We start from the raw sequence: 19,439 nt of genomic DNA, 5'->3' as shown, positions 1-19,439 counted from the left end.
CTCATGGACCGTGCTCCCCACCTCATGAGCGAGCAGCTTGCGCCCCGCGCGCGAGCGGATTCGCAATGTACAGCACCGCCTGATCACTGATCCTGCGCGACGGTACGAGACAGACGAGCGTCAGGGCAATCGCGGACAGCTTCTTGCCCACGGTCCAGAAAGGATTCGCGACGATCGAGCGGAAGTATTGCCTTGATTCGCACAGAATCCATTGCCATCGCTTCCAGAGCGTCGCATCGTAGACGCGCATGCACAGATGCGCCTTTTCATACGAAAAGTCGATCGCACGCTCAGGAAGTTCTTCGCCTAGCCGCTCACTGACGAGCTGACGCAGCGCAGCCCATCGATGTGGAAATGCACGCACCACCTCGCTGATATCCTGGCAATTCGCAATCGACAGCCCGACCTCGCGATTCGTTGCGGGTGCCGCGCCGGATTCCTTGCGATGAACGCGATAGCCGCCGAGTTCCTCTTCGATCGCCATCACGTCGCCGAGCAGGGCAATGCCATAGATTGCGAAGAAATCCGCGGCGATGCCCCGCCCTTTCGCCTTCGGCACCGGCAGGATTTGCCTGAGCGCGCTCACGCGATAGACGTTGCCCGACGCGGGCGGAGACGGATAGAGCCACCCGCGCCGCAGCAGCTCGCCGCACCCGGCGGGCGGTGTCGAATTCGGTACGCGCGCGCCCGTGCGCGCACCTTCGCCATCGATCACGCTCAAGCGGAACTGCACCTTGGCATAGTTGCCGCTTTCGAATGCGCGGAGGACCTGTGCGACAGCCCCCTCATACAGCACATCGTCCGAGTCGAGGTAAAGCAGATAGGGCGTGTCGGCCATTTCGAGGCCAAGGTTATAGGCGCTCGCCTGGCCGCCGTTTTCCTTGATCACCGGCACAATGCGGTCGCCATAGCTTTCGATGATGGCCCGCGACCCGTCGGTCGAACCATCGTCGATCACGACGACCACTGTCCTGTCCGGTTCCTGGGCCAACGCCGAATCAATGGCTTCGCGCAGGAACCGTTCATAGTTGTAGCTGCATATCACGATCGTGATGTCTTTCACAGCGCGCTCCCTCCGTCCGTGAGCTTCGGCTGGTTGGCGGAGGTGCCGTACCGATACGTTCCGTAATCGCGTCCGTACCGGGTGTGCTGCGACATGTCGTTGAAGATGACGCCGTGAATGGGCACGCCGAGCTGCGCCAGTCGGCGCGCGGATTCGCGGATGTCCTCGAGGCTCGACAAACCGTGCCGCACGACCATGAATACCGTACCCGAGAGCTTCGCGACGATGCCCGAATCCGCGACCGGCAGAATCGGCGGCGAATCGATCAGCACGAGGTCATACTCGGCCTCCACGCGACGCAGGAACGCCTGGAAGTTGCGATGAAGCAGGATGCCGCTCGGGTTTTCGCCGTATGCGCCACACGATATGAAGTCCACGCCCGGCAGCACCGCGCGCCGCACGACCTGCTCGAACCCCAGGTTGTGCATCACGATTTCGGCAAGGCCCGGTCCCTGATCGGCCCCGAGGGAGACGTGCAGCGTGCCCCTGCGCAGGTCGGTATCGACAAGCAGCACACGCTGGCCCGACGCGCCAACGAGGGCAGCCAGATTGACGGAGACGAATGACTTGCCGACGGCGGGCGTCGGTCCGGCGATCTGGACAATGCGGTTTGGCGCATTCATCAAGGCAAAGTCCAATGCGCTGTGAAAGCTGCGCAAGCTCTCGATCGCCGCGTCATCGGCCGAAGCGTGCGCCAGCACGAGACTCCCTCCGCCTCCCGCAGGTACGCCACGTGTGAGCAGTTCCTGGGTCTTGCTGCGCGGCACCTTCGCGTAGACGGTGAGCCCCGTGCCGAACTCGATTTCCTGTGCGGCAGCCACACGGTCAATCACTGCGCGCTTCAGAAGCGCAAGCGCAACGCCGACGAAGATGCCGGACAGCAATCCCCCCAACACGGCCATGATGCGCTTCGGACGAATGGGGCTTTCCGGCACGACTGCCGGATCGAGCATCCGGACGTTCCCGACCTTGCCCGCCTTCAGCAACCGAAGCTGCTCCTGCGTATTGAGCAGATTCGTGTACAGATCGGTGCTGACCTGCACATCGCGCTGCAGACGCAGAAGACCTTGTTCGAGCGGCGGCAATTTCCGCGTATCGGTATCCAGACTGGCGACCTGGCGCCTCGCTTCAGCCAGTTGATCCTCGATGCTGCGAACCGCCGGGTGTTGGGGCGTAAAGCGTTCGAGCAATTGCGTACGTCTTTGTTCGAGATCCGCGACCACACCTTTTGCCTGGGCCGAGCGCGCAAGCAGCGAACTTGCCTCGGCGTTCAGGTCGACCGTGCCATGCGCGGCACGAAACTGGTTGTAGCGGCTTTCCGATACCTCAAGTTGCGATTTCAACTCAGGCAGTTGCTGACCGAGGAACGCAATGGATTTCTCGGCCTCCTCCACGGTGCGCCGGATGTTCTGCCGCACGTACTCGGTGCCGATTGCATTGAGCACCTGACTGATCTGCAGCGGATCGCGTCCTTCCAGCGCAACGCCGATCACGTCGGAGTCGTGTCCCTTTTCCGAAATCAGCAGATTGCTTTGCAGCCGCTGGATCGTCGCGAGCCTGGAATTCTTGATGACCGTGAAGCGCACACCCGGCGCACCGACCAGTTCCTTCACAAGCAAAGCAAGATCGCCCCCCGCGACGTGCGCGTTCAGCGGCTGCCCAACGCGCCCGTCCAGGTTGATGCCATGCGTTTCTTCAGTCAGCCTGAACGCGCCGTCACCCAGCTCAGTGAGCGTGAACGGCAACCCCTCTAGCGCCTCCGGAACGTCCACCGAAGCAACGTCGATGCTCTCCGATCCCCATGCGAAACCGCCGAGCCCGGAAAAGAGGAGACCATTCACGTGCCTGGCAATCCATTTCCCGACGACCGGGAAGTAACGCGGTTCGGCGCTCAGGTAAAGCCGCGTGCTGTCCACCGCGCGCGCGATCACCGCGCGCGAGCGAAGCACTTCGATTTCGGCGGACGCTGCCGTCTTGACTGCAAACATCGACGAGAGGTCGGTGAGCGCATTTTTCGACGAACCCTGGTTCTCCTCCACCTGAATCAGAATATCCGACTGGTAGACGGGCTCGGCGAGCACCGCATACGTCAATCCTGCCAGCAGAAAAACTGCCGTCACCGCGCCGACCAGATAACGACTCTGATAGAGCACCTCGAGGGCGTTGCGCGCCGGTCCACCCTCGTCTGCTTCGAGGTCGATCACGGGCGCGGCTGAGTATTTCATACGAGTTCTCCAGTTCCGCCAGTTTTCCAGGCGTCCGGCGACGCTCGCGTGTGTGACGCTCAAAAGCCTCACACACGTCGCGTCGCGCCGCTCAATAGCCCACCATGCGGCTGGTTGCGGCTGCCTGGGTACTTGGCAAGATCAGATTGATGACACGGCTCCACTTGACAAGGCCCGCCGCGTCGACGAATACAACGTCGCTCGGCTTGAGGTCGAAACCATCCGCAACGGCCATCGCAATCGGGGATGTCGCATCGAGATGAAACACAGTGGGATCCGCACCCTCATGCCGGCGCACGACGTACACCTGCGAAGGATCGCCCGAGGCCTGACTGATCCCGCCAGCGCCGCCGATTGCGTCGCTCAGCGACAAGTGGCCGTTGTTGAACAGCACGCTGCCAGGATGGCCGACCTCGCCGAGCACATACGCCTTGCTGTCGTTCTGCGAATAGACACGCACCAGGTCGCCGTTGCGGAGAAGAATGCTGTCGGGGTTCACGCCCTTCCTGATCATGTCCGGGATGTTCACGACCACGGTTTGCTTGCCGCGTGTGATGCTGACGTCCGAGCGGTCCGCGGTGGCCGTGAAGCCGCCCGCGCGATTGATCGCCTCGGGCAGCGTCATCGGCATGTCGTTCAGCACCTGCAGGCCCGGGGTGCGGACCTCGCCGTCGAGATAGATCCGTTTGCCGCGATAGGCCGCGATGCGCAGGGTGACCTGGGGATCGCGCAGATAGCGCGAAAGCTTCTGCGCGACAAGATCGCGCGCCTGCAGCTCAGTCAGCCCCGTCACCTTGACCGGGCCGACGTAGGGAATCTGGATGATTCCGTTCGAATCGACCGTATAGCCGAAGACAACGGAACTCGCTCCCGGATCCGCGCCATTGCCGCCCGTTATGACCTGCTGGTTCATCTCCGGGTGATCCCACACGGTGATGTTCAGCACATCGCCCACCGTGAGCGTGTAAGGTCCCGCGTCGGCAAAAAGTGACTCGACGCTCTGCGAAATCGCGGTCGAACGTCCCGCCCGCTCCTGCTCGACCAGTTGGCTGTTGATCTCGATGAGCTTGTCTGGCGGCGGAGCGTCTGCGTCTTGCGCCGGTGCCGGTGTGCCGCCGCTGGTGCCGCCACTGGTACCTGCACGCGGGCTGTCGAGGTTGCGCCCCATCGTCGCGTACGTCATGCCCGGTGCGATCGTGCATCCGGAAAGCAGCGCGGCGACCGCCGCGACGGCGCTCACGCCGCACCACCACCGGGCTTTGCGCGATGCAGTCTGTGCAAAAAAAGGTCCTGTGTGTACCATTGTCACCACCCCACGTATCTTTCGTTCTTCCCTGAAGACCTTCAGCAACGGCGCCAACGCTCATGGGCAAGAGGCTTCTCCTTATCGTTTCGGGTTCGTGCGCGGCATTGGCGTTTTCAGGCGCCCATGCACAATTCGCCCCTGCGCAACCCAACCCGGCAAGCAGCCCGGCTCGCGCAACCCAACGCTCCGGCGCGGGTTACAGCGGGTACCCGCGGTTTGCCTACCCCACCTCGCCACTGTCGCGTCCATCGCCGCCACACGCCACCGCCCCGCACGCACAGCGCCGGCTTCAGACCAACGACGCCGCCGGAAGCAACGCCGACCCGTACGCCTACGACGGCTGGAACAGCAGGACCTACCAGGCGCCGTCGCTGGACGGTCCAGCGCTCAATGACCCGTGGTCAACCCGTTCGCCGGCAGATGCAACACCGGAACACATGCGGTAGCTATCGCAACGGCAGCCACGGCAGCAACGGCAGCGCTGGCTCGCCGTCCTGCCTCACTTCTGCAAACTGCTGACGCACAGGTCAGTACGCGCCGCTTCCGTGGAGTACGACCTTGAACGTCTTGAACAGAATCGCGATATCACGCGACAACGACCAGGTCTTCACATACGCAACATCGAGCGACACTCTCGTTGCGTAATCCGTGTCGCTTCGCCCGCTGACCTGCCACAAACCCGTCATTCCCGGCTTCGCCATGAGGTAGTAGTCCACATCATCGCCATAGCGTGCGAGCTCCTGATCGATAATCGGCCGCGGGCCAACGAGGCTCATGTCGCCACGCACCACGTTCCATAACTGCGGCAATTCGTCGAGGCTCGTGCGCCGCAGAAATCGCCCGACGTGCGTCACCCGTACGTCATGCTTGAGCTTCAGATCCCGCTCCCATTCCAGTCGTGCCGCAGGATCGTGCTCCAGCACCTCTTTCAAAACCAGATCGGCGTTCACGACCATCGTCCGAAACTTCAGGCACATGAACTTTTGACCGTTGCGGCCGACTCGCCGATGTGCGAAGAACGCGGGCCCTCCATCGCTCCTCACGACGAGCGCCAAAACACCCAGCACGGGCGACAGCAAGACGAGCAGTGCAATGCCCAGTACCAGATCGAATACCCGCTTCACCAGCTGTCGCGAAACCACTGCCCCAGTCACGCTCACGAAAGCGGACACGACAGCGGCCTTGTGCAGCCACGTGCGATGAACAGCCGGCCATACGACCCGCATCGAAACAAACGTCATGGCGTGGAAGGCAAGCAGCGAAACACCCGTCACCAGTGTCCAGTAAATAAACCACGGCATTGAAACAAGCGGCATCCGGTTGATCGCATAAAGCAGCGCGAGTCCGCAAAGTTGAACCACCATCCACGCAATAGCGGTTCTGCCCGCGACACTGGCCATCGACCCGCTTTGCTCCGCACGGTATGTCCCGCAAGCAGGGAAGACAGACAGCGCGAGCGCCGAAACAAACGCCACCAGCGACAGCTCTGTCTCGTGCGGGTGAACAGCAACCGGAATCTGCAGATGTAATGCACCGAAGGCGCCGAGAACTATCAACGCAATGTCGATAGCCCGATGAATTAGTCCAGGCATTTCTTCAACTCCAAACCAGCAAGTTCGTCCGCCGAAATTTGATCAGGTAACGAACCCCCAACAACTCATCATTAATTTAGTATGTCTATGTATATTGAATGAGAATGAGACAACGAAATCATCGATTCCCGGAGAGATTGACAAGCCAACTGGCTAAATCGACATCATTCCGGGGATTACGTCTGTCCCGCCGCCCTGCTCCGACACGCCTGCACTCACACACTTCTCACGACGTTGACGTGATCGATATTCAGTCGGCGATATCGACCACTTCCTGCGAAAAATCTTCGCCAGGTTATCTCCGTTACCCCGATCCGCCTTGCCGATTTCCTCTGAGGTCCTTAACACCTCGATCACCATGCGGACATCAAGCAGCGAGAAACCGTCACATACAACGAGACCGACCTGACGAACAGCAGGCTTGAATGCTTCACACGGCGTAGGCGATCCGTAGATCGGCATGGTCGTTGCGTGCACAATCGTGCATCCAGAAAAACGTTGACACCCTCTGCCCGTTGGCGCTAACACGCCGCAGGCAGAAATTTGCGCAGCTCAGGCGTTACGTGGTTGCCATTCTTGCGGCTTCGATAGATTTATATCGTAGAGCCCGTAACCAGCACTACCGCTATCGGTGGGTAAGTGTGCGGTCCTCAACACATGCCCGGGAAAGTCAGCCGACGGCTTTCAGCATACGAATCCGGGGGATTGCCCGTGCGCTTCTCAACGCGGCACACTTCGCACGGCGCAGCAAGGCTGCTGCTGCGAGCACAAGAACGAGCGATCAGGTTGACCGCAAGATGTCCATCCAGATTTTCTGCACCTCGGACAGCGCGAATCGCCGCGCATCCTGAATCGACTTCTGCTCGAGCGCCCGGAGTCGATCGACGTCGCGCTCAAGCTTCGTAAGCGCTGACGCAGCCCCTGCCAGAAAATCTTCCTCAGCGAAAATAAAGTCCCGCAGCTCGGCATCGCGCACGATGGTGCTGGGGCCGGTGTGATTCGTCGCCATCGGAATACATCCGCAAGCCATCGCTTCGACGAGAACCATACCGAACAGTTCTTCCCAGGCGATCGTGCGTCTTGATGGAAGAACGACAACGTGGTGCTGCATGAAGATCGAGGAAATTTCGGCGCGACTGCTGACGCGTCCAAACAGCGTAACGTTCGGCAAACCCGCGCTTTCAATGCTTTTCCTGAGCAGACCATCGCCGGCCAGGCCGAACTCGATCGAAGGCAGGCGCCGCGCGAGTTCAATCACGTACTCCACCCCTTTGCAGTCCTCGAATCGGCCGGCAAATACGACCTTCAAGGGCGCCGGCGGCCGATACGGCGCCGGATGAAATATCGTTGGGTCATAGGCGTGAAATACAACAAAGAGCCTCTCACTGTCGATCTTGAACAATCGATGAAGCTGCTCCGCGACGCACGGCGTCACAAGGGCGAAACGATCGACTCTTCGAGTCAGGAAGTTCGACCAGGCCTTGCGAATTGCGCCCGTGAGAACGGCCGGATTCTTTGCAAAGCGTGCGCCCTCCCAATCGGTCCAGGACGAATGATAGATAATTCGCGCGTGCCGCAATGCGCGAGACAGAATGGCGATCCGCCAGTCGAGCGGCGCTATCCCCAGAATCACTGTCTTACCCCTCAAAACTTGCGGAAACAGCGTCCAGAGCGCGAGTAACCAGGCATCACGAAGCGCTTTCCTGGCCTTGTCGCGATCACCTTGCTCAAGGCCTTGTTTGAGCTTACGCAGCGGCGTGAATTCCACCTGCTCGACTGCAGAGTAATCGAGCGCCGCGGCGGCGCTCACTGCACCTGTGTAGTGGGACGGCTCGCCATACTCATGCAGGATGATCAGATCGGCATCGGCCAGTTTTTGCGGCCTCGCACGCACATTCGCATTCGACGCAGTCCACGAAAGGAGCATCGTGAGCGGATGTAGCGCGCACAACAGATTTTTAGCGACTACCATCGGGTCGCTCTGGATGCACAGGTGAGGAATCCAGGCAAACATGGCATTCAACGGGTCATTGTTGCAAGTCGTTTTAGCGCAGGCACCAGCGACACATCATCCGGCTCGCCATCGCAGTGTCTGTCGCACCGCATTCGATGTGACACGCATCAGACGGTCAAAAGCTTTCGGCTCTGCCCGCGCGGCCCACACCAGAGCCAGTAGCGTAAAAAATAGCCAGGCCGCCGTGCGCAGCCACGACGATACGTTCAGTACCTCGGTCGCGGCGTAGGTGGCGAGAATCTGCAGTGCGGGTACACACAGGTATCGTGCCGCCGGTTTGCCGAACCCCGCGGCCCTGAAGAGCAAAATGCCATCGACGGCGCATCTCGTACTCCACGCCAGCGCCGCGCCGACAAGACCAAACGCGTGCAGCGCCCACCAGAGCAACGCGATGAACGGGACCAGCTCAATCAGATGAAGGCGCGCAATCATGCCGGGTCGTCCCATTGCCTGCAGGTGGCTCGAAGGAAGGAACGCCAGCGAGTTCACCCAGACGCCAACCAGGATCGCCTCGCCGACCGGAGCGGATCTCGACGCGAAATCGTGGCCGGTCCAGAGCGACAGAAAAGGCCGCATCAGAAAGAGACCGAAGACGATCATCGGTGTGGTGGCCGCCGTCAGTCCACGCACGGCGGCCATGGTCAGCTCGTTCGCACTCGTCGGTTCGAGTGCGGACAGACGCGGAAATAGCGTGCGCGTAATCACACCAGGCAAGATGCGTGCGCGCTGGGCCAGGTTAAACGGAACCTGGTAATAGGCCACCGCCTGAGCGCCCAGCGTGCCGCCGATCAGGAGCCGGTCGGCCGTCGAGAGCAACGGGCTCAGGAGATTCGTCACCGTCACCCAGGCGCCATAGGAAAAGAGCGGCCGGATGAATCGCAATCCAGGACCGCCGGAAAAGCGCAATGGCGCTGCACGGCAGACCACCGCAACAAGCAATACAAGCGAGGCGGCACCGGAAAGGATCGCAGCGGCAATGAGATGCCGCAGATCTGGCCCGACGATGACCGCCGTCGCCAGAGGCACGATCTGGAAGAGCATGCCGGAGGGTACCTGCACGGCGTTGAGTGCGCCGAACTGCTCGCGTCCGATCAGTGCGCCGTAAAGTACCCCACTGACTGTCGCGAGCGGAACGGCGCAGGCGAGCCACGGTAGCGCCGTCATGACCTCCGCGAAGAGCGCCGCGTCAATGTGAAACTGCACCAGCAGCAAGCCGCCCGCCGCAAGCAACACGAGACCGCCGATTGCGCCGAACACGGCATTCAATATGAGCGCCGTCCAGATCAGCGATTCACGTTCAACCGCATCGGAAAGCTGGGCCACACGGTTCGACGTGGCCGCCGCGAGTCCGAGATCGAAAAAACCGAAATAGCCCTGGAGCATCCAGACGATCGCCAGCACGCCGTAGCCTGCTGTGCCGACGTGCTCCAGATACATCGGAACCGTTGCGAGCGAAACGACGAGTGGAAGCACGCTGCCGAGGAAGTTGAATAGTGCGTTTCTCGCCAGACTGGGGCGTGAATTCATGGTCCGTCGTGCGCAAGGGATCAAGGAAGCAGGAAGCAGCGACTTCCCGCTCCCGTTATCTTGACGATTGCTTCATGTTGCGATCGTTCGCAACCGCACCTAGATCCGACGTTGGTTCAGGGAAATCCTGTGATCTTTCGCTATGGCAGCCCATAGCCGGTCCGCCGTGCGCATTCGCCGCCCGGAGACCGTTCATCCCCGGTGTGGCCAGGCCGGTATACGGCTCTCGTGTTTGGGCGCGTCGAGCCGTGGTGTCGCAGGTGCACGCGTATAGCCGACTAAAACGCCGGGGCGCGAAGGCTGTGCCTTTTCCAGGGAAGACCGGTTTCCTGGGCCATCGACGCCCCCAACCGGGGCAACTCTGCGAATCGACGATGACAACATGCCCGCAGCAGCGGCAAACATGTAGAAGCACGGTCCCAGATCGAACACCGTGCCAGATATCGACGCGCTAACCAGAATTGCCAGCATGGTTTGCCTCGACGCATAGCAGACGACACGGTCGAGCATCGGACCCTGCGCGGGAATCGGCGAGACCGTGCATTTGCAGATAAAAACGCCGAACAGCATGGTGCCGACGATGCCGAGGTTCGACAGCAGGACCAGGATAAAGCTCGACGTCCGCGAACTGCCGATCCCCACACCGAACCCGAACGTCTCAACAAGATTGACCAAGGCTTGCCTGTTCCATGCCCCCCTCTCGATACCCGAGGCGCTATCTACCTTGTTCAGGACCGCATCGTTGAAAAAATCACCCAGTGACTCCAGCAGACTGGGCCTGAAGACGATGGCGTACAACAGCGCCATGATGCCGACACATATCACGACAGCGCACAAACGGAGTTTGCGCGACTCGCTGCGCGGCGTGATGCGACCGCAACGGCCAAGCAGCAGTACGACAAGATAGACCGCAAACCCGACGTACGCCGTCGCGGAAGTCGACAGCGCGAGCAACACGCCGGACGCAAACGTGAGCATCCCGGTGATGCGCGGCCGGTAACCGAACAACCATAGATTGGCTGAGAAGGCGAAGAGCAAGAGGGTGAAACCGGAAAATGCGGACGCTTCTGCAAATGTCCCAGCAATTCGCCGCATACCGCCCACTTCTTCCCCGTCGTGCAACGTGTAACTGGCCGTCTTGATCACGCCCAGCACGTTTATGCCGACCGACGAAGAACCGATATCGATGATGGCCGCGATCACGTTCAATGCGGCAACCAGCAGAATGGCGTTGGCGAAATGCTTATAGCTGTTCTTCTTCGAGAGAAAAACCGCCATGCAGCAGTAGACAAGGACTTCCCCGATGAAATAAATCGACTGCGTCAGGTTTCCGGACACGGGACCGAGCGGCTGCAGATCGGGGGCATTGGGGTCGATGGCGCCGCGATTGATCGCATACACATACGTGGCGCCCGCCATGGCGCGCGGCAGGAACAGGCCGCCCACCACGGCGAACACACACAGGCAAAGCAGCGGAAATCCCGGACTGCCCGGAGCCACCGGCCGCCACAACGCCGCGCCGCCGCCGATGTTGAAGGCCCGCAGGGCGAAGAAGAGCAGGAAAAGATTGGCCGGAAGAATCGTCAGTCCGCCGATCGCCGGAAACGCAATGGCGGAAGAACACGCGAACAGGCAGCAGAGGACGAGAAAGTAAATTGCCCAGTGGTAGTTCAGGTTCAGCGACAGCAGACCTAACACGAGCACAATCACGCCGAAGATTTGAATTTGCATGTTATCCGATCCTTCGTTGGCCTCGCCGACGACGGTACTCGCCGCCGCAACCTCCGCGTGCCTCCGTCTGGCCGCCAGGCTACCTGGCTGTAGCACCTGCAATTAATACCGCGACGCTGAATGACAAATCGTGCGGTAGCCCACGTACGCGCAATTCAAAAGACCACATGATGCGTCGGAGGACCGGACACCGTCGGCTGCGCTCGACCGCCATGCGCTGAACCCGCACCTTTCGTCGGACAATCGGCGCTGAACGGTGCGTCATTGATCAGGCAATACAGGTCGGCAATCGGGACGGCGGTGCAAACCGGCAAACCAACCCCAGCGAAACGAGGGACAGGCGATGCGCCGTTTGAGCAGGTTCCTGATCCCGATTTCGATACTCGTCCCGTCGATAGCGGCCTACTTTGCGAACGCAACCCTGACCGCCGCGGCGAATCCTGACGTTGCACGCGCAACTGTCCCGGACCCCGCCCTTGCGCCCGACAAGGTTGACATCGATTTGACGGGATACACACTGACCTTCAATGACGAATTCGACGATCTCAGCGTAACGACGCGCTCACCCAAGGGCAATGCTACGTGGTACTACATTCCGCCGTACGGACCGGCCGGAAACTACTCGGCATCCATGTGGGACATCAGCGCACTCGGCGTAACCAACGGCGTGCTGTCCATCAAGGCCTTCACTGACGCCAATGGCGCCTGGCATTCGGGAAACATTTCGTCCATGGACGCAACGGGCCAGGGATTTTCCCAGCGCTACGGATACTTTGAAGTGCGTGCGAGGATGCCCCGCTCCGGCACGGGATCATGGCCGGCGTTCTGGCTGTTGAGTTCCACGTCGATAAACAACGCGTTGAAAAGAAATTATTCGGAGATCGATATTTTCGAGTGGTACGGCAATGCATACACCGAAAAGGGCGCATTTATTCAGCAGGCGAGTCACAACTGGAAAGCCAACGGCAACCCCGGTGAGGGTGCACAACTCTATTCACCCGCCACACCGATGCCGAACGGAGCGAAACCCTGGGAGGACTTCCATATCTACGGCTGCCAGATCGACCCGGATCACATCACCTGGTATATCGACGGCGTTCAGACGAATCAGATTTCGGCCACAAAGTCCTCAGACTATATGACCGGGCCGTACTACATCATGCTCGACTATGCGTTGGGCGGCGGTTGGCCCATCGCCAATGTCAAAGACGGTTCGACCTTCGAGATTGATTGGGTTCGCGTCTATTCGCTGCCCCAAAAACGGGGCGTCGCTTCTGTTCGATCGGCAACAGATTCCAGTCGTGCCCATTGATACGATGCAGCAATTGCAAAATGCATCGGTCCGATCGGCTTGCCACCGGGCTGTTCACCGTACCGGGTCGAGGTGATCGGAGGTGATCGCTTCCCGTTGGTGAAGGTCCGAACCAGCCAAACGTTCGGTCCGCTTTTCGACCGTGACACGTCGGGGAAAAGCATGGCGTACGATCTGCATTCGTCAAAGACCAACCGCGACTACATCGACCACATCGATGGCCTGCGTTTTGTCGCCGTGACGCTGGTGCTCCTCTATCACGTCGGTATGCCGGGATTTTCAGGCGGCTTCATCGGCGTCGATCTGTTTTTCGTCATCTCCGGATTTCTGATCACCCGCATCTTGTCGAAGATGCAGCTGGACCGCAGCGGGATCCTTCACTTTTACGCGAGCCGGTTCCGCCGTATCGGACCGACTTACCTGGCTGCCGTGGCCATGATCGGGGTCGTGGCATCTTTCGTCTTTCTGCCGATCCATCTGGAGATGCTGCTTCCCGGGCTCGTCTCGTGCATTGGCTTCGTGTCGAACATCGTGTTCTACCGGGCAACCAGCTACTTTTCCCCAGACCTGCTGTACAACCCACTGCTGCACACGTGGTCGCTTGCCGTCGAATGGCAGTTTTATATGCTTTACCCGTTTGCGTTCATCGTGTGCCGCCGGATGAGATTCAGCGATCTGACGACGCTTGCGCTGATGGCCGTGACGTCATTTGCACTCTCGGTAATACTGCTCGCCTTCTACAAACTGGAAGCAGCGTTTTATCTGCTGCCTGGGCGCATGTGGGAGTTCGCTGTGGGCGGTCTGCTTGCACTCGCTCCGGCCCGCACATTGCCGCCTGCGGTATCGCGTGTCCTGGCGGCCGCCGCTGTTGGCGCCATCGCGTTTTGCACCGTGCACTACGATGTCTCCACGCTCTTTCCTGGCGCGGCGGCACTCGTGCCATGCATCGCGACGGCGATCCTCGTGCGCGAAGGTGTACGCCCCGGCATCCTGCATTCGCTTTTGACCCGGACGCCGGTTCGTATCCTGGGTCAGGCGTCGTATTCGATCTATCTGTGGCACTGGCCCATCATCGTGTTCCTCAACTACGGATTCGTGCACTTTTCTGATTATCCGTTCGTCTACAGGGCAGTGACGATTGTGCTGCTCTCGCTCGCGTGCGGCCTCGCCTCGTGGCGCTTCATCGAATTGCCGTTCCGCCGCCCCGACGGCCTCCGGGGCAAACGGCTCGCTGCGATATCGACGTTCGCAACCGTGCCGTTGCTGACCGCGTTCGTCATCGCGGCTACGAGCGGCCTGCCGCAGCGGTTTCCGGGTGCAGTAACGCTCCTCTCCGCAGGTTCCGCGGACGTGGGAGCGTTCCGGTCCTGCCTCGCGCGGACGGCCTCTGCCGACGGCGATGCTCGCGGGTTGTGCAGACTCGGCGCGTCTCACGCGCGGCGTACGTTCGTCGTGCTCGGCGATTCACACGCGGCGGCGCTCGCTGAAGGACTCTCCGTTCTTGCGAGTCGACACGGCAAAGCCGGTGTGCTCGCGGTGGCGGACGGCTGCCCGCCGTTTCTCGGCTTTCCATCGAGTTATGCGCCCGCGCGCAAACGCTGCGCCGACAATCAGGCGGCGATGCCCGCCCTGGTCGCTGCGACAAAACCTGAAACGGTGATCCTGCATGCCGCATGGCCTGCGTACTATAAAGAGACGCCTCAGGCGTTCAAAGCCGCGCTCGCCAAAACGCTTGACTGGCTTGCTGCGCAAAAGGTGCACGTCTATTTGATCGGCGATACGCCAGGCGCAAGCGCGAATGTGCCGATCGGTCTCGCGAAGAAGGCCGCATATAACGTGCCGTTCGAACTCGAGCGCACTGCCGATTACGAGAACAGCCACGAAGCAGTGAGTGCGCTCCTGCAAGCCGAAGCGCATGCGCGTGGTTTTGTCTACCTGGACACGGCGTCTGCGCTGTGCGAAAGCGGCGGCTATTGCGAAGTCGAATCGAATGATCACCCACTGTACTGGGATTCCGCGCATCTCTCCGGTTACGGTTCGCGGCTTGTGGCGATCGATCTCGATCGCGGCGGAGGGATTGTATTCTGATGCGGGGGGTGTTTCGATTTCCAGCGTTCGTGCATTGACAGTGATCTGCTGTAGAAATCCTGGACAGCAATGCGGTTAGCTCGTGTGGCGCTGCACCCAGCGTCGCGCACGTCCAAGGAGTCCTGCATGATCGATGCTACGGTCCATCTCTAAAGGGAGTTCATTGGTAGAGACGCCATTCACGCGTTCTAATTCCAATCGATCTATTTCCGCCTGGAGTGACCGAGCCCACGCGGTGCGCTGTATTACGGTGGCATGTTCCAGGTAACAACGTGCTGTGTCCAGCCCGGCGCAGTACATTAAGGGGCCTCCACCTCCGTCTCGGAGGGTCGCAACATTCTCTGGGACAGGAGACCAGATCCGCGCCTCAAGTTGCTCGATTGGTTCTTTGGTTATGAACTCCGATTGGTATTCGACAAGGAAAGCCCAATGACGTCCTGGTAAAGGGATTATCGTGAAACCATGCGGCTCAAATATCAGTCTGACCGCCTCGATCGAATAAGACATGACGTGTCCCCGACCGTGAGGGTCTAGATACCCGGGATCTTCGGTTAGCACATACTCGGGTTGTCCAGAATTGATCAAATAGATCGCGCCGGGTGCTGATGTCTGCGCGATCTGTTTTGCTAGTGTGTCGAGCATGGATGGCGTTAAATGCTCGATGACCTCAATACAGACCCCCGCCTCAAACTTTTGACCGATTTCCGCGAGAGGGCACAGCTTGTAGTTCGGGTGTTTTGACCGGAATGCCGACTCGGGCGGAAAGAGTTCCACGCCGAAAAACATATTGGCTGCGTCGGGTAATGCAGCGGCAAGTGCATCTAGCAAATATCCTGGTCCAGAACCGATATCAACAAAGCGGGTGATCGGAAGCCGGCAGTAGAAGAACGTCTCCGCGACGCGCTGCAATGACGAACCGTATGACCTCTCCCTGGCGGCGCATAGCTCCATTTTCCAGTATGCGTCGTTGTAGTTTGATGCGGAGTCTTCCTCCATTGCGCGCAAGAATCCCGGATCCGCAAAGAGTGAGCCGCATCCGCGGCATGTGTAGAACGCGACGTTGTCAATCTTCTTGTAGTTGTCTACAGCGTGCGACTCACAGACTACGCATTGAGTCATTTCTCCTCCTGATGCACATAGTGCAGCGTATTGTCGAATCGACCTGGTAGCTTCCCTTTCCACAACCAACACAATCTCTCCGCGCATTGTCACCGGAAAATATGTCAGGATGTATTGTTGAGTCAAATGCTCACGCACCCAACGACAAGGCGCAGACGTAGATGTCTATTCCGGTATCCACAGGTAGCAGAGCGTGCTGCGCCATCGCCGCTCCCTGACCCCAGGTGATCGTTCTTCGCAGCCTGGGGGAAGGTCCTTCAGCGATATCGTATAGCTCGTCGCACCGCTTCTGCACCGTAACCCGCCACAGCGGGTCCGTGCGTCGTTCCGAGCACATCGTACTCATAGCGGCCGACCCATGCACAGCTCTCTGTTCAAGCCGCCGCGCCGCTGGACGCACTACATCTGGTAGATCGCCTCAACGAGTGATCATCCGGGAAGTCGACTGGCAATCGGTTGGCGATCTGCTCCAGCCTCCACGACCATGCCCAGCATCGATCCTGGCCACCGGCATACCTCGGCGAGCGCGTTACTACGACGCGCGAGCGCCCGCCACAGCAGGCACGCTCTGCAGCGGCGGCGCCAACGTCGGCTGATATTCCGGCACCCAGCGGCGCAGGTCACGCCGCACATCCTGATCGGACAACACGCGATGCTGCATCAACCATGGCAACAGATCGTCCAGCAGGTTATCCGGCACACCACGCGCCTTAGCGATCCGCAGTTTGGGATGCGCCGTACGCGTGGTGGTTTCATCGTCGGCAAGCAACTCTTCGTACAGCTTCTCGCCCGGCCGCAACCCCGTGAACTCGATCTCGATGTGCTCCTCGCTGAACCCATAGAGGCGGATCAGATCGCGGGCCAGATCGACAATCTTGACTGGCTCGCCCATATCAAGAATAAAGATCTCGCCGCCGCGTCCCATGCTTGACGCCTGCAGCACCAGTTGTGAGGCTTCGGGAATCGTCATGAAGAAGCGCGTGATCTCCGGATGCGTCACGGTGACCGGACCACCCTTGGCGATTTGTTGCTGAAACTTCGGAATCACGCTGCCCGCGCTGCCCAGCACATTGCCGAAGCGCACCGTTTCGAACTGGATACGCGTGCTCGTTTGCTGCAGGGCCTGACACGCCATCTCCGCGAGGCGCTTGCTCGCCCCCATCACGTTGGCGGGATTGACAGCCTTGTCGGTCGAAATCAGAACGAAGTGCTTCACATCGTGACGGATCGCAGCCCGCGCCACACGATAAGTCCCGAGCACGTTGTTGCGAACCGCTTGCCACGCGTTCTGCCCTTCCATGAGCGGCACATGTTTGTAGGCCGCCGCGTGAAAGAGGATATGCGGCGCATGCCGCGACAGCACCGAATCGAGTAATAGCGAGTCCTTGGCGTCGCCAATCACCGCAACCACCGGCAAACCAGGGAAGCGGTCATGTAGTTCTTCCGTGAGCTTGTAGATCGCATATTCGGACAGATCGAAGGCGATGAGCTGTGCCGGCTCGAAGCGCAGGATCTGGCGGCACAGTTCCGAGCCGATCGAACCGCCCGCTCCCGTCACCATGACCACGCGATTGCGCAGCAAGGCTTCGACGTGCGGCGTATCGATCTTGACCGGATCACGGCCCAATAGGTCTTCGAGGTCGATCTGCCGGACCCGCGAAAGGAATGCCTGACCTTGCGTCAGCGTTGTCAAGGCCGGCAAGACCATGGCGCGCACGCCAGCGCGCACACACAGCGTCGCTACGCGGCGCTGTACGTCCACAGATGCAGAGGGAATCGCGATAATCGCGTATTCGGTCTTGAGCGACGCCGCCAGTTGCGGTAGTTCGCTGATCGAACCCAGCACCTTGTAGCCGTAGATTTCGCGCCCATGTTTGGCTACATCGTCATCCAGCAGACCAACGAGGCGCCACTCGCTCGAGCGCGATAGCTCGCGTGCGAGGCTCGCCCCCGCAGAGCCTGCGCCGAGCACGACCACGGGCTTGCCCTCGCCAACGAGACCGCCGTAGAGATAAAACTCCTTGGTCGCGCGATAGAGCGCGCGGGAGCCGCCCATGAGGAGGAACAACAGTAGCGGCGAGACGAGCAGCACAGAACGCGGCACGATCGGCACAGGTTGCACCAGCACCGAAACCACCATCGTGAGTAGCGCACCCACGATAATGGACTTTGAGATCCGCACGAGATCCGGCAGGCTCGCGAACACCCACATGCCGCGATACAAACCAAAAATACGGAACATCAAGCCGTAGATCGGCAGAACCCAGAATAACGAATGCAACCCGCCGCGCATGAAATCAGCCGGCACGGAGCCGTTGAAGCGGATAACGTAGGCGCTCAGCCATGTTGCCGAGACCGCGAGCAGATCGAACAGAAAAGCACCGAGAGATAGTAGCGAGGCTTTACCTTTAAACATCAGCGTCATACCTCAGAGGATTGCTCGGACAGTGTTGATTGAAAACGACGCCAACGCAGATCTACTGCCGCTCCCAATAGCAGGAGAACGACGATCCACGCAGCGACAACGCACCATTGAACAGCCGGACGCCGCCCAAGTGCAAATAACGCGAGTGCGATCCCTACCGACATCACCGCATACCAGATCATGGCGGTTCTGGCATGCCCCATCCCTGAACGCACCATACGCTGATAGTAGTGCTCCCGGTGAGCTTGCCAGAACTTTTCGCCACGCAGCAAACGGCGCGCCAGAGTCATCGAGGCATCGATGATGAAGGGCGCGAACACCCCAACCGGAAACCAGATGGGCCAGACGCCGCGCAGCCATCCCCAATATCCAAGCGCGCCGGCCAGGAAGCCCAACGAAATCGAGCCGGCGTCGCCCAGGAAAATCCGCGCAGGGTGGAAATTGAACAGCAGAAAACCGAGCGCCGCGCCGGCCACCAGCGCGCACGCAAGGGCCAGTTCGGGTTGGGGATGGGCGGCCGTCAGCGCTGCCACGGCGTAGCCACCGAAGCCAAACAGGGCCATACCGCCGGCGAGACCATCCGCGCCGTCCATGAAGTTGTAAAGATTGACCAGCCATATCATCAGAAACGATAAGGCGGCGAGCACCAGCCAGGGCACCGGCGCAGGATAGCAAGCGACAAAGCCGACGACAGCGATCAGGTGGGCCGCGAATCTGACGCGAGCCGGCAGCCCGCGCCGGTCATCGATCTGGGACAAGGCGGCGAGGAACGTGGTCGCCACAGCCGCACACCGAAGGCTCGGTGCGACCAGCAGAAAACCCGCCACGGCGACTGGCACGATGCCCCAGCCGCCCACGCGTGGCGTCGGACGCGCGTGAAGCGAGCGATCGTTTGGAATGTCGGTGGCAAGACGCCAGGCGAGGCCCGTTCTCAGTAACACCAGCAGAATCAGCGCGCATGCGCAGGCTGCCGCGAGAGCGGCCAGCGCGAGATTCATCCAGAGTGTCGTCGGAGAAGCTTGCATGACCATGGACGA

Annotated in this window: 12 protein-coding genes; 2 read left to right on the top strand and 10 right to left on the bottom strand. The window is 60.2% G+C overall.

What is annotated here, in order from left to right:
- Nucleotides 1-22: 22 nt before the first annotated feature.
- From EPN59_RS03105 to EPN59_RS03075, 7 genes are all read right to left on the bottom strand, one after another.
- Complete coding sequence (locus EPN59_RS03105) at nucleotides 23-1,063, bottom strand: glycosyltransferase family 2 protein (RefSeq protein ID WP_293034556.1); 1,041 nt, start codon at nucleotides 1,061-1,063, stop codon at nucleotides 23-25.
- A complete protein-coding gene (locus tag EPN59_RS03100; protein WP_293034555.1) occupies nucleotides 1,060-3,288 on the bottom strand; it encodes a GNVR domain-containing protein in 2,229 nt (742 codons plus the stop codon). Before EPN59_RS03100 ends, EPN59_RS03105 begins: the two co-directional genes overlap by 4 nt.
- A 91-nt stretch (nucleotides 3,289-3,379) precedes the next feature.
- A complete protein-coding gene (locus EPN59_RS03095) occupies nucleotides 3,380-4,639 on the bottom strand; it encodes a polysaccharide biosynthesis/export family protein (RefSeq protein ID WP_293045530.1) in 1,260 nt (419 codons plus the stop codon).
- A gap of 482 nt (nucleotides 4,640-5,121) precedes the next feature.
- Nucleotides 5,122-6,186 (bottom strand): sugar transferase, encoded by a 1,065-nt coding sequence (locus EPN59_RS03090; protein WP_293034553.1) that lies wholly within the window; start codon nucleotides 6,184-6,186, stop codon nucleotides 5,122-5,124.
- 781 nt (nucleotides 6,187-6,967) lie between these two features.
- The gene (locus tag EPN59_RS03085) at nucleotides 6,968-8,200 is read right to left on the bottom strand and encodes a glycosyltransferase family 4 protein (protein WP_293034551.1); all 1,233 of its coding nucleotides are present in this window, start codon (nucleotides 8,198-8,200) and stop codon (nucleotides 6,968-6,970) included.
- A 54-nt stretch (nucleotides 8,201-8,254) separates the two neighbouring features.
- On the bottom strand, nucleotides 8,255-9,727 hold the full coding sequence (locus tag EPN59_RS03080; RefSeq protein ID WP_293034550.1) for a flippase: 1,473 nt from the start codon (nucleotides 9,725-9,727) through the stop codon (nucleotides 8,255-8,257).
- Nucleotides 9,728-9,919: 192 nt separating this feature from the next.
- On the bottom strand, nucleotides 9,920-11,458 hold the full coding sequence (locus EPN59_RS03075; RefSeq protein ID WP_293034549.1) for an O-antigen ligase family protein: 1,539 nt from the start codon (nucleotides 11,456-11,458) through the stop codon (nucleotides 9,920-9,922).
- Nucleotides 11,459-11,810: 352 nt separating this feature from the next.
- On the opposite strand from EPN59_RS03075, the gene EPN59_RS03070 reads away from it, so the two are divergent.
- Entirely contained in the window at nucleotides 11,811-12,770 is a 960-nt protein-coding gene (locus tag EPN59_RS03070) for a glycoside hydrolase family 16 protein (protein ID WP_293034548.1), read from the top strand.
- A gap of 162 nt (nucleotides 12,771-12,932) precedes the next feature.
- Nucleotides 12,933-14,858 (top strand): acyltransferase family protein, encoded by a 1,926-nt coding sequence (locus EPN59_RS03065; RefSeq protein ID WP_293034547.1) that lies wholly within the window; start codon nucleotides 12,933-12,935, stop codon nucleotides 14,856-14,858.
- A gap of 75 nt (nucleotides 14,859-14,933) precedes the next feature.
- On the opposite strand, the gene EPN59_RS03060 is transcribed toward EPN59_RS03065, so the two are convergent.
- The 3 genes from EPN59_RS03060 to EPN59_RS03050 form a co-directional block, all read right to left on the bottom strand.
- Nucleotides 14,934-15,977: a methyltransferase domain-containing protein gene (locus EPN59_RS03060; RefSeq protein WP_293045528.1), complete on the bottom strand. Its 1,044-nt coding sequence runs from the start codon at nucleotides 15,975-15,977 to the stop codon at nucleotides 14,934-14,936.
- Nucleotides 15,978-16,509: 532 nt separating this feature from the next.
- Nucleotides 16,510-18,402 carry a nucleoside-diphosphate sugar epimerase/dehydratase gene (locus tag EPN59_RS03055; RefSeq protein WP_363928536.1) on the bottom strand — a complete coding sequence of 631 codons (1,893 nt, stop codon included), beginning with the start codon at nucleotides 18,400-18,402 and terminating at the stop codon, nucleotides 16,510-16,512.
- On the bottom strand, nucleotides 18,399-19,433 hold the full coding sequence (locus EPN59_RS03050; protein ID WP_293034544.1) for a glycosyltransferase family 4 protein: 1,035 nt from the start codon (nucleotides 19,431-19,433) through the stop codon (nucleotides 18,399-18,401). The genes EPN59_RS03055 and EPN59_RS03050 overlap by 4 nt, the downstream gene beginning before the upstream one ends.
- Nucleotides 19,434-19,439: the final 6 nt, after the last annotated feature.

The organism is Paraburkholderia sp. (assembly GCF_004298475.1).
Lineage (GTDB): Bacteria > Pseudomonadota > Gammaproteobacteria > Burkholderiales > Burkholderiaceae > Paraburkholderia > Paraburkholderia denitrificans.
Note: the sequence above shows the minus strand (reverse complement) of the source record. Positions and strands in the feature narration are given on the sequence as shown.

Bases quoted from the DNA above. Each gene is read 5' to 3' on its own strand.
- EPN59_RS03100 (WP_293034555.1), bottom strand. From the start codon at position 3,288: ATGAAATACTCAGCCGCGCCCGTGATCGACCTCGAAGCAGACGAGGGT.
- EPN59_RS03090 (WP_293034553.1), bottom strand. From the start codon at position 6,186: ATGCCTGGACTAATTCATCGGGCTATCGACATTGCGTTGATAGTTCTC.
- EPN59_RS03085 (WP_293034551.1), bottom strand. From the start codon at position 8,200: ATGTTTGCCTGGATTCCTCACCTGTGCATCCAGAGCGACCCGATGGTA.
- EPN59_RS03080 (WP_293034550.1), bottom strand. From the start codon at position 9,727: ATGAATTCACGCCCCAGTCTGGCGAGAAACGCACTATTCAACTTCCTC.
- EPN59_RS03075 (WP_293034549.1), bottom strand. From the start codon at position 11,458: ATGCAAATTCAAATCTTCGGCGTGATTGTGCTCGTGTTAGGTCTGCTG.
- EPN59_RS03065 (WP_293034547.1), top strand. From the start codon at position 12,933: ATGGCGTACGATCTGCATTCGTCAAAGACCAACCGCGACTACATCGAC.
- EPN59_RS03060 (WP_293045528.1), bottom strand. From the start codon at position 15,977: ATGACTCAATGCGTAGTCTGTGAGTCGCACGCTGTAGACAACTACAAG.
- EPN59_RS03055 (WP_363928536.1), bottom strand. From the start codon at position 18,402: ATGACGCTGATGTTTAAAGGTAAAGCCTCGCTACTATCTCTCGGTGCT.
- EPN59_RS03050 (WP_293034544.1), bottom strand. From the start codon at position 19,433: ATGGTCATGCAAGCTTCTCCGACGACACTCTGGATGAATCTCGCGCTG.